The sequence below is a fragment of the Nostoc sp. CHAB 5715 genome (genome assembly GCF_020829685.1).
Taxonomy (GTDB): Bacteria; Cyanobacteriota; Cyanobacteriia; order Cyanobacteriales; family Nostocaceae; genus Nostoc.
In genome coordinates, this window is record NZ_JAIVFR010000114.1 from 1 (window position 1) to 11,129 (window position 11,129).

The 11,129-nt window shown below is 40.4% G+C and carries 9 protein-coding genes and 1 pseudogene; 6 read left to right on the plus strand and 4 right to left on the minus strand.

All coding sequences use genetic code 11. The annotated features are described in order from the left end of the window. Window positions 1-22 precede the first annotated feature (22 nt). Window positions 23-133: pseudogene (locus LC574_RS08760) on the plus strand (colanic acid biosynthesis acetyltransferase WcaF); the annotation flags it as partial. 94 nt (window positions 134-227) lie between these two features. Continuing rightward, window positions 228-704 carry a hypothetical protein gene (locus LC574_RS08765; protein WP_229452941.1) on the plus strand — a complete coding sequence of 159 codons (477 nt, stop codon included), beginning with the start codon at window positions 228-230 and terminating at the stop codon, window positions 702-704. Between the two features lie 148 nt (window positions 705-852). Here the strand turns inward: LC574_RS08765 and LC574_RS08770 are convergent, their stop codons facing one another. Both LC574_RS08770 and LC574_RS08775 read right to left on the minus strand, forming a co-directional pair. Then, on the minus strand, window positions 853-3,855 hold the full coding sequence (locus LC574_RS08770; protein WP_229452943.1) for a type ISP restriction/modification enzyme: 3,003 nt from the start codon (window positions 3,853-3,855) through the stop codon (window positions 853-855). Between the two features lie 690 nt (window positions 3,856-4,545). After that, complete coding sequence (locus LC574_RS08775; RefSeq protein ID WP_229452945.1) at window positions 4,546-6,816, minus strand: bifunctional (p)ppGpp synthetase/guanosine-3',5'-bis(diphosphate) 3'-pyrophosphohydrolase; 2,271 nt, start codon at window positions 6,814-6,816, stop codon at window positions 4,546-4,548. Between the two features lie 343 nt (window positions 6,817-7,159). On the opposite strand from LC574_RS08775, the gene patD reads away from it, so the two are divergent. From patD to LC574_RS08795, 4 genes are all read left to right on the plus strand, one after another. Further along, complete coding sequence (gene patD / locus LC574_RS08780; RefSeq protein ID WP_229452947.1) at window positions 7,160-7,513, plus strand: heterocyst frequency control protein PatD; 354 nt, start codon at window positions 7,160-7,162, stop codon at window positions 7,511-7,513. 95 nt (window positions 7,514-7,608) lie between these two features. Beyond that, window positions 7,609-7,773 carry a hypothetical protein gene (locus LC574_RS08785; protein WP_229452949.1) on the plus strand — a complete coding sequence of 55 codons (165 nt, stop codon included), beginning with the start codon at window positions 7,609-7,611 and terminating at the stop codon, window positions 7,771-7,773. A 343-nt stretch (window positions 7,774-8,116) separates the two neighbouring features. Further along, window positions 8,117-9,217 carry a 3-deoxy-7-phosphoheptulonate synthase gene (gene aroF, locus LC574_RS08790; RefSeq protein ID WP_229452951.1) on the plus strand — a complete coding sequence of 367 codons (1,101 nt, stop codon included), beginning with the start codon at window positions 8,117-8,119 and terminating at the stop codon, window positions 9,215-9,217. A gap of 319 nt (window positions 9,218-9,536) precedes the next feature. Next, window positions 9,537-9,842, plus strand: coding sequence for a hypothetical protein (locus tag LC574_RS08795; protein ID WP_229452952.1), 306 nt, complete (start codon window positions 9,537-9,539; stop codon window positions 9,840-9,842). 32 nt (window positions 9,843-9,874) lie between these two features. Here the strand turns inward: LC574_RS08795 and LC574_RS08800 are convergent, their stop codons facing one another. Together LC574_RS08800 and LC574_RS08805 are read right to left on the minus strand one after the other, a co-directional pair. After that, the gene (locus tag LC574_RS08800; protein ID WP_229452954.1) at window positions 9,875-10,033 is read right to left on the minus strand and encodes a hypothetical protein; all 159 of its coding nucleotides are present in this window, start codon (window positions 10,031-10,033) and stop codon (window positions 9,875-9,877) included. A 220-nt stretch (window positions 10,034-10,253) separates the two neighbouring features. Then, window positions 10,254-11,129 (minus strand): HAMP domain-containing sensor histidine kinase (locus tag LC574_RS08805; RefSeq protein WP_267871462.1); only part of this gene is annotated, 876 nt, incomplete at its 5' end.

Consider the following 11,129-nt stretch of genomic DNA (forward strand, 5'->3'; position numbering starts at 1 on the left):
CTGAACTCTAAAGCTCCATTTTGGCGCTCGTAGTACTGTTTTTACTAATATGCCTTCTGGACAAGTTTGTTGTGGAAGTCCCTGTCGTCCAAAGATGACTCGGATAAAACTTACTCCCCCGAAAAACCCGTGATTTTATAGATAAACATAAAATTAAAGTCTCCTCAAGCAAGACGGTAAGTAGCAATGATAGTATATTTTCATGGCTGCTCTAATCCTTGCTATTGATGAACAAACTATTGGATGAAACGCTGTCAATCAAAATTGCTGAACAAATAAACAGCAGAGCTAGCACTCCGTTTGATAATGCTTACAAAGCAGCATTATCCACCGAGGGAGCAAGATATATTCAGGGATTTTTAGCTTTTGCAGGGAAACCATACAGACCGATTGAACACAGTTGGATTGAGATAGGTGACGCCTCCGATGTCCGCATTATCGATCCCACATTACCGCACCTAAACAAAAATCCCCAAGAACTCTGGTATTTTGCAGCACAAAGGCTGACCGTTAAAAAACTGAAAGCCATCATTGAAGAATCCAAAGAAGATTATCCAGAAGATGATCCATTGCCAATCTATGGCGATCCACCTTATGAATATTACGGTGATGTCATGTTAGGTGGCCAAGACTACTTGGCAGCATATCAAGCCGCAGAGGCTAAATGCAGAGAAATCAGCGAACTCAACCCTGAGAATAACTAAAGAAAGTCTATTAAATAATTCGTAATTCGTAATTACGAATTACGAATTATTTAATACGATTTACCATCGCTGCCAAAGTATTCCCTATAGCCACAAATTTTGTCTCCACGCACATTGATTAGTCTGTTCCCGAAAAATAACGAATCAATTACAACTCAATCTGTTGAATAATCTGCATTGTCTCCACGCTGACAGTGCAGACTCTTTGTAGTAAATCAATCACTTGTTCTTTGTAATCTGCAAAGCGATATGTATTGAATTTTTCAGCAATAGTAGGGTCTTTAGGTTTCTTTTCTTTGTATTGATCTAAAATCCATTCTAAAGCACAACGGTTGCCAAGGCGATATTCCCAAGCAATATTAGGGACACCTTCTAGAGTCGTGACATCATCTAAAATAATGGTTCCATTGGCTGCATCGGTTTTGAGTTTTGTCTTTGGTGTCCTATTTTTAGCGAGAGGTAAATCAATTCGTTTTAAAGGATAGGGTTCGACAGTTTCATAATTGATGTGCAAATCCATCAACTGTTTACCCCAGTTAACCCATTGGTGAAAGTCATCGTAGAAGGGTAAGCGGGGAAATTCTCGTTTTAGATTAAGTTCGTATTTAGTGCGATAGGCAGGATTGTGCAAGACGGCATAGGTGTAGTGAAAAATATCTAATTTGGTAATTGTCGAGTCCTTGTAATGGGTTTGGAATTGGGTTAATCCCCAGTCAGTGATATTGTCGATGCGGTTGCCGTCTTTGTCGTAGCGGTAGAGGGGAAGGCATTGAGAATCTCCTGTTAGGTGCAAGTCAATTAATAAGTTGCTCCCCAAGCAATGGAATGGTTTAGTATTTCCCAAAGCTGAAAAAGCTATATATTTGTTCTGTAGATCATTTCCATTAAAAATATCAAACCATTGATATGTTCTGCCATTGAAGTGCTTGTCAAAGTATAAATACTGCTTGTAAAAAGGTCTAGAGAGACTTGATTTGATACTACTTGCTTTAAAATCTTTTTTTATTCCTCTTTTCAAGTAGCTTTTTAAATCTTCATCCCATTTGATTTCTTGTGAAAGTTCTTCAAAATCTTGAATAACCAATTGTTTTTGATAAACTTTTATACAAAACTTCATTCTTTCCACTAAATTTTGCTCTGATAAATCATAAACCCATTCATCTCTTTGGGTTGCAACTCCTCTAGAAAATAACTTAAAAACTGCTTCCTGTGCTTTGCCAGCTTTTACATCTTTATCAACTAATGGTAAAAGATTATCAAAATCATTATCTGTCTGGTTAATCCAGTTATGATTTTTATCTGGTGTAATATGTTCAAAATGAATATCAGTAAATTTAGTTTCAGCTAAAAATTTTAATTTAGTTTCTGCTGTATCAAAATCAGGGCGACGATTGTAGAATATTTTACAAGGTGTACTGTTGCTGCTTTCCCTCTTGACCATCAATATAATAGCAACACCAGCTTGTATACCAAAAACATTATGTGTAGTTCCTGATATTTTAGGATTTTTCCTAACGTCTCCATGCAAATCAATAATGTAAATATGACTAAACTCATCAGTTACAATTTTTCTAAAACCATCAAATGTCCTAGCGTCAATAAATGATGAGTTAGTGATAAATGCTAAAATGCCATTTTTGCTTAATCTATCAGTTGCCCAGCGAATAAAACGAGTATACATATCATAAACAACAATTTTATTCTGAGCTTTACTATATTTGATGTAAGTATTTTTTATGAGCTTATCTATTTCTCCATAATAGCGATTAGAATTATTGTCATTAAAATTTTCTTGTTTAGCATTATATGGAGGATTCCCGATAATCACCGATATCTTACTTTCATTCTGCCTTTTAATTCTTTCAGTATTTTCTACACTTATAGCAAACAAATCTAATTGTTTACCTGCAAATGATGTATGATCCAGCGTATCTACAAAACAGAGATTTTCAAACTCTTGATATTCACCCATCTTTTGCTTATAGGTGTATTCAATATTCAAGTTAGCGATGTAATAAGGTAAAATTGCCACCTCATTACAACGAATCTCATGCTTATATTTATATTCGAGACTATTTTTAGGTAAATAATCAATCAATTCAGTAATAAACGTCCCAGTTCCTGTAGCCGGATCTAAAATTTCGACATCTTTATCTGCAAGCAGCTTACCAAAATTTTTATGAACTAAATAATCTACACTTTCAATCATGAAGCGCACAATTTCATTTGGTGTATATACAATACCTAGCCTGTCAGCCGCTTTCGGATTATATGCTTTGTAAAAATTCTCATAAAGCACTTTTAAAAACTTCTGCTTTTCATGATGATTGTAGATATTCGCAGCAGTTCTTCTAATAACTCCATAGTAACGCTCAATAGCACCAAGAGTATTCTTTTTAGTGCTACCTGTAAAAAAGGTATCGATGATAGTTTTTAATTCACGAGCAATATTATTTTCTCGATGAAACTGAGATTCATTGAAGATGCTGATAAAGATATCTTCAGTTAAAATATGCTGAATCATCATTTCTCTAACATCCAGCAAAGTTACTTCAGGATTAATTGATTCTTTGCAAATATTCCAAAATTTAGCCCTCGCTGTTTGAAAAGCTGCGTTTGTTTCAATTTGACTATCAATTAAGTCACGCAAAGCATTTAAAACAGTCGGTAAATCTTCCTTAAAAGTTTCAATCGCCTCACGAAAATCTTTAACTTCCGGGCGTACATAATTAATAAAATATGTAATTATTCCATCCAGCGCGTCAGCATCTTTCATCGGGACGCGCATGGTTTCTTGTCCACCCTGAATTAAAACTGCTGTTTGCGAGTCCTCAAACAGAATGTTACTATCTGGGTAGCCTTTTATTAGCTTCTTCTCAATTTCTTGATCTAAATTATCATATTCATCTTTACTTTCCCAGTAACCCCAATCCAAACGCAAAGCATCTTTAACAGTGCCATCTGGATAAATAAGTTTGCCGCTAGGTGTTTTATAATCTAGTTCAGGAATAAGTCTAAATTCTCTAGGTTTGCAATATTCATTAACTAAGTTTTGAAATGCAACCCGAATCGATGTTTCTTTACGCGAGCCGCCATACTGGATAATTCTTTCTACTTCTGTGTGATATTGACTAACCAGAAGTTTGGACATACTTTATAAAATTTTTATATTTTTTAGGTCATGCTCAATGTAGCCTCAGTAAAAAAATTACAGATTGCTGATAGCACGGATTTTATGTATGGTAGTACATCTATACTCTTGTAAGTATACTGATGCAAATATTTGCAAATTAGAATTATATAAAAAGTAGAAACATTGTGTTTTTTGCGTCTCTTATAGCAATCCTAAATCATTCGTGAAAAGTTAGATCCCCGACAACTTTTACGAAGTCGGGGATCTGGACACTGAGAATTTTCACAAATCAGATAGGATTGCTATAATAAAGCTTAGATAAATAAGATAATAAAAAACTTGAGGATGTTGAGTTATCTTACTCTGTAACCATAATCTACTTGGTTAAGCGATCGCTCTTGCGTTGATGATGAAATAAGCTAAAGTAATTAGTTCAGCAAGAAGCTGTTTTTTCACTAACCTCTCATTTACAGTAATTTTGCCATTAAAAGCGATGTCTACGACGGGCTATGACTAGTACAGTGGGCGCGGAAATAAACATAGCATTTCAAATGGCGCAAGAAGCTCGGAATACAATTATGCGTGAATGCGTGAATGCGTGACTTTTGCCTTGCGGTATGAGGGCTGATTATTTCAGCAAAATTTGAAAATGAAATCCCAACTTAAAATTGGTGCGTTAACGCAGTGTAACGCACCCTACAGGCTCATCTACTCGTCAATTTGGCCAACGCGGCGGATATTCAAAATGTCGCTCATTTTTTTAATTTGGACGAAGACTTGCTCTAATTGAGAGCGATCGCGTATATCTATTCCTAAATCCATTAATGCAGGTTGACCAACACAGGTTTTCACCTGAGCATGGCGGACATTGATTCCTTGGTCACTCAACCGTGACAAAATATCCTTTAGTACCCCTACGCGGTCAAGAGCTTCAATTTGAACATCCACTGGGTAGGTATGCGGACGACCACTATTTTCGGCGGCTGGGTTCCATCTAACTGGTACTAAGCGCTCATACTCCACAGTTTCCAGATTATTGCAGCCTTGGCGATGAATTGAAATCCCCCTACCTCGCGTCACTACACCAATAATTGGTTCGCCAGGAATCGGGGTACAACACCCAGCTAAATAATACACCAACCCCTCTACCCCAATAATTGGCGAATCATTGGAGCGAGAGATAGTCGCAGGTGCATCCCGCAAAGCTTTTGATGTAGTTGGTTCTTTGGGAATAAATGGCGAGATGGTGGAAACTGGTTGTTGTCCCTTCGCCACTTCTCGCCAACGATTTAGCACTAAGTTCAACGTTACTTCTCCGTAACCCAAACCGGCAAGTAAATCGTCCACGCTGTGGTAGTTACACTTTTGGGCGACAGTCTCCATCGCATCCGACTTTAGCAAACTATCAAAACCAGTTTTACCAAGTTCCTTTTCTAACAATTCCCGTCCCCGGGCGACATTTTCTTCCCGGCGCGATCGCTTGTACCATTGTTTTATCCGATATTTCGCCGCCGAAGTTCTGACAAAGTTTAACCAATCCAAACTCGGATGGCTGTTCTTTTGGGTAAGAACTTCTACAATATCGCCATTGTGTAGCCGCGTTGACAGAGATACCATTCGCCCATTCACCCGCGCCCCTGAACAATGGTTTCCCACTTCGGTATGAATGCGATAAGCAAAATCTACAGTGGTAGAACCGGGGCTTAAAGGAACAACATCCCCCTTAGGAGTGAAGACATAGACATCATCTTCAAATAGATTATCTTTGACGCTATCAAGATATTCTTGTGCATCCTTGAGATCAGTTTGCCATTCCAGCAGCTGCCGCAGCCAAGTAAACTTGTCATCTGTCGCTGTCAAATGGCTAATACTAGAACCTCCTGTTTCTTTGTACTTCCAATGGGCGGCAATTCCATACTCGGCGATATGATGCATTTCGATTGTCCGAATTTGCACCTCCAAAGGACGGCCAGTTAGTCCAATCACCCCAGTATGTAACGACTGGTAACGATTAGGTTTTGGCAGTCCAATGTAGTCTTTAAATCTCCCAGGAATTGGGCGAAAAGCATCATGAACCACCGCCAACGCCCGATAGCATTCCTCATTGGTTTGAACAATAATCCGCAGCGCTGCCAAATCGTAAATTTCATGAAATTCCTTTTGCTGGCGGTGCATTTTTTGGTAAATGCTATAAAGGTGCTTGGGACGACCGCTAATATCCTGAAAGCGGATTCCGGCTTGCTGCAAACGCTCTTGCAACATGTTCGTAGCTTTAGCCAATTTCTCTTCTCGCGCCGTCCGTTTTTCGGAAACATGCTCTTGCATTTGGCGGTAAGCTTCCGGTTCCAAATACTTAAAAGCCAAATCTTCCAGTTCCCATTTAATTCGCCAAATCCCCAAGCGATTGGCTAAAGGTGCGAAAATATCTCGCGTTTCTTGGGCACTGCGGCGGCGGCTGGCTTCTGACATATATTGTAAAGTTCGCATATTATGCAAACGATCTGCCAATTTCACTACAATTACCCGAATATCTTGCGCCATTGCCAAAAACATCCGCCGGAAGTTTTCGGCTTGGCTTTCGGTTTTGCTGGTGAAATTGATTTTAGAAAGCTTGGTGACACCTTCAACCAATTGCCGCACTTCTGGGCCAAAGCGTTCTTCAATTTCTTGACTTGTGACTTCTGTATCTTCAACGACATCATGAAGAAATCCAGCTGCTATCATAGCAGCACTGCCTCCCAAGTCATGCAGCAAGTCGGCTACAGCGATGGGATGAGCAATGTATGGTTCTCCCGATTTACGGTATTGACCTTGATGCAGTTGGTAAGCAAATTCAAATGCGCGACCAATTAAGACTGCATCATTATACCTTCGGTCATCTTCCGGTGTGCCGCTACTTGTGGATGACTCCTTCAAACATTTCTTTAACCATTCTGGAATAGCAAGATCAACTGATGAATTTATAGCTAGACTGCTCATACAATTGGGTTGAGATAGGATCGTAGATAAGTGAATGATAAATAAAACTGCCAGCATCGCCGTAAAAAGATGCTGTCGCCCAGAGATGGGTAGAAAAAACAGTGTAAGGATGATTTTCCAATTGCCGATAGCGCAGCGTTAGCGGAGCGGTAGCGAGGTACGAGCGTCCGCAGGAGCGTCCGGTAGTCATCCAATTTGAGTTTCAAGGATCATAAAGAAAATCCATTGATGGCAAACAAAGCCTCAAATAACGATTTGAGGCTTTTAGTGCTGATAAGTGTTTAAGAAAGTTTATTGTAGAAGAAAAATAACTTGACATTAATACTATCTTAACTAGCACTGGATGTCTTTAAATCATGAGATATATCTGGCACTCGTAACCTTGCTAGAGCAATTACGTTCCGATGCCACAACTACCCAAATTGTTGCCCCTGAACTGCGGCAGCGTGTAGCCTCGTTGCAGCAATTCTTTGGGCAGCAGATTGTGCCTTTGGCTGATGAAAACTGGCGAGTGCAGTCTTATCAAACGGAAATGAGCAAGCAACTGCGCCTGTTGGCAATAGATGTGATGTTTTTGCAAGGAGCGCGGCAAGCATCTACTGCACAAACGAGACTTCAAACAATTAGCGATCGCTTGACTACTCTCATTCAATACTGTAATGCCATCTTGGAACCAGAAGCGGAAGGAGAAAAATAACAATTGTTCACCTTTTCTCTAATTAATCCATCATCTCATTTACAACCATTCCTGAAAAGTTATTTTGGCAACAAGTTGGGAATGGGCATTGGGCATTGGTTATTAATTGTTCTCCCTCATCTCCCTCATCTCCCTCATCCCCCTATTCTCCATGCCCCATGCCCCATTCCCTATGCGCCATTCCCAATACCTTTGAGGAGAAGATTCATGGTGCGTCGCATGTACGCTTCTACCGGCTCGGTTGTGGGTTTGAAGATTAGTGCATAATATAGTGACCCGCTCACCAGATCGATAATTACAGCTATTTTCAGGTAAATAGACCACGCGGTAGGGGTTTAGAATTGCTCATTGGTGTCAACTTAACGTAAAAGCCATGTCCCGCAAGGAACTTAAGTTCCTTGCTAATAGCAAAAGTAATCTAAAGATTACTAAGTATCTGCAAAAATCTTTAGTCTACTTCAGTAGACTTTAGCTATTAGCCTTGAACTTTAGTTCTAGGCGGGTGAGTCCGCCAACAGTTAACCTTTAAGTTGACACCAATGACCATTGCTATGCCCCTACGACCGGACATGACATTACACCCAAAAACACAAGGAAAAACAGATGATTATCATACTTAAGAACGGTACGCCTGTTGAGGAAATTACTCGCATCAGCCAAGAACTGAGTGATGTTTGGGGAGTCACGGTAGAAAAAAGCGTTGGCACTCATAAAGTTGTGCTGGGGCTAATTGGTGATACCACTAGCATCGATAAATTACAGGTTCAGGAATTCAGCCCTTGGATTGAGCAAGTATTACGGGTGCAACAACCTTTCAAGCGGGTAAGTCGAGAATTCCGACATGGAGAAGCCAGCGAGGTTGTTGTACCTACGCCTAACGGTCGTGTCTATTTCGGCGAACATCATCCGATCGTGGTGGTAGCTGGGCCTTGTTCCGTTGAAAATGAAGCGATGATTGTCGAAACGGCAAAGCGGGTGAAGGCAGCAGGAGCGCAGTTTCTGCGTGGTGGAGCCTATAAACCTCGCACTTCACCTTATGCCTTTCAAGGTTATGGTGAAAGCGCTTTAGATTTGTTAGCAGCAGCGCGGGAAGCTACTGGTTTGGGTATCGTCACAGAACTCATGGATGCTGCCGATTTATCAGCAGTGGCGAGAGTAGCTGACATAATCCAAATCGGAGCGCGAAATATGCACAACTTTTCGTTGCTCAAAAAGGTAGGCGCTCAAGATAAACCCGTGCTACTCAAGCGGGGGATGTCTGCCACAATTGACGAGTGGCTGATGGCGGCAGAATATATTTTGGCATCTGGAAATCCCAATGTGATTCTTTGTGAACGGGGAATCAGAACCTTTGATGGCAAATATGCTCGGAATACTTTAGATTTATCAGTGCTTCCGGTATTGCGATCGCTTACCCATTTACCGATTATGATTGATCCTAGTCATGGTACTGGTAGGTCTGAATATGTTCCATCAATGGCAATGGCTGCCTTAGCAGCTGGTACAGATGCCTTAATGATTGAAGTTCATCCCAATCCCGCAAAAGCTTTATCCGATGGGCCACAATCTCTCACCCCTGATAAATTTGACCGCTTAGTTCAAGAAATGTCAATTCTGGGCAAAGTAGTTGATCGCTGGTCTACACCTGCATTTGGTAGCATTGGTGAAAGCCGCATTCTCTTCACGCCAGAACTCTCAAAGTAGATAAAGCCTAATCTGATACCAATTCACGAAAATCCTGATACATATAGATTTCTCGTAGGGGCATGGCATTGCCCATAGGTGTCAACAAAAGCCTAGAAATAGCTTAACTGTTGGCTGACTCACCCGCCTGGAACTAAAGTTCCAGGCTAATAGCTAAAGTCTACTAAAGTAGACTAAAGATTTTTCGGATTATTTAGTCATCTTTAGATGACTTTCGCTATTAGCAAGGAACTTCAGTTCCTTGCGGGACATGACTCTTACGTTAAGTTGACACGTATGGCCAAGGTATTGCTATATAAGCAACAAATACCTCAAAGTCGTGTTGAAGTACTTAAAAGTCGTTTTGAGGTACTTCAAAGTCGTGTTGAAGTACTTCAAAGTCGTGTTGAAGTACTTAAAAGTCGTGTTGAAGTACTTCAAAGTCGTGTTGAGGTACTTCAAAGTCGTTTTGAGGTACTTCAAAGTCGTTTTGAGGTACTTCAAAGTCGTGTTGAGGTACTTCAAAGTCGTTTTGAGGTACTTCAAAGTCGTGTTGAGGTACTTCAAAGTCGTTTTGAAGTACTTCAAAGTCGTTTTGAGGTACTTCAAAGTCGTGTTGAGGTACTCCGCTACGCTTGACTTTTAAAACAGTCGCTACACAGTTTAAGGTTTTTAGCGTTAACTGAACTGTATTGGTTGAGCGATCGCATTTGCTTGTTTGGAAGTAGCTACGGTACTCTCTCTTTTTTCCAATGTTGTGAGTACGGCGCGTCTTGGCCCGATGTTGGCAATGCAAACCCTTGAGCAACGGCGCAATATCGAGAATGCTATTATCATAGGACTTACGCAAAAATTGCTAAAAAGCTTAATTTATCGAACCGCCAAGACGCCAAGAGCGCCGAGAATTCGTAGAGTGTGCGTAAGTCCTATATCAATGAAGCATCAAAGTATGCCACGGACAGTGGTGTGGAAATTCCCACTTCTGTGATGCTAGCTGTAGGTTACAAACCATGAGCTAGAAAAACTCTGGTTAAATTGCTTGAAGTAGTTGACAAAATTAGCTTTTTAAAGTGAGGTTTGCACAAACTCCCCCTTTTGGAAGACTTACCAAGAGAGTTTGCTGCGGCGAAAGACTAATCTCGTAAGTCTCGTTCCCAAGTAACACCTGGAACTTCGAGGACTTTTCTTTGTCTACATCTGCTTTTACAGATTTGTTAATACTCAAGGAAGGACTTCTCCCAGACTCCTGTAGGCTAGGGTAGTGACTTGCTTTTGCCGCATCATTCACAGAGGAAAATCCAAGATCCCCTACATTTTCTTCTTTCTTGGCAACAGGTAACAGCGAGATATCAATCAAGGGTAAGGTAATTTTCAGTGTCGTACCTTGATGAAGTCCCGTACTCTCAAGAGTAATGCTACCTCCCATAAGTTCGATTAAGTTTCGTGAAATTGCTAGTCCCAATCCAGTCCCTTCAAACTGGCGGCTGGTTGTGCCATTCACCATCACAAAGGGGCGAAATAGTTTGTGTTGTTGAGTGGGATCAATTCCTATACCTGTATCTTTAACTATTACCACCACTTGAGATTTACCATTACTATGTTGAATTTCTGTGGCAATAGTGATGCTTCCTGCGTCAGTGAACTTAGTGGCGTTACCGATAATATTAATCAGCACTTGCTTCAGTTTTGCTGCGTCTGCCTTAATTGGTATTGCTTGAGAATCTAACTCGCATTTCAATTGCAAGCCTTTTTGTTGAACATTAACTGATTGTAAATTAATCACCTCTAGCAATATTTGTCGGAGGTCAAGAGGTGTGGTGACTACAGAAAGCTTACCTGCTTCGATTTTAGAAATGTCGAGTAAATCATTAATAATATTTAGCAAATGAATCGTTGTTTCATTGGCACGTTTGAGAAACTGAAGCAAGTGCTG

Coding starts and splice junctions, on each gene's coding strand:
- LC574_RS08765 (WP_229452941.1), top strand. CDS start 228: ATGAACAAACTATTGGATGAAACGCTGTCAATCAAAATTGCTGAACAA.
- LC574_RS08770 (WP_229452943.1), bottom strand. CDS start 3,855: ATGTCCAAACTTCTGGTTAGTCAATATCACACAGAAGTAGAAAGAATT.
- LC574_RS08775 (WP_229452945.1), bottom strand. CDS start 6,816: ATGAGCAGTCTAGCTATAAATTCATCAGTTGATCTTGCTATTCCAGAA.
- patD (WP_229452947.1), top strand. CDS start 7,160: ATGTCTTTAAATCATGAGATATATCTGGCACTCGTAACCTTGCTAGAG.
- aroF (WP_229452951.1), top strand. CDS start 8,117: ATGATTATCATACTTAAGAACGGTACGCCTGTTGAGGAAATTACTCGC.
- LC574_RS08800 (WP_229452954.1), bottom strand. CDS start 10,033: ATGATAATAGCATTCTCGATATTGCGCCGTTGCTCAAGGGTTTGCATT.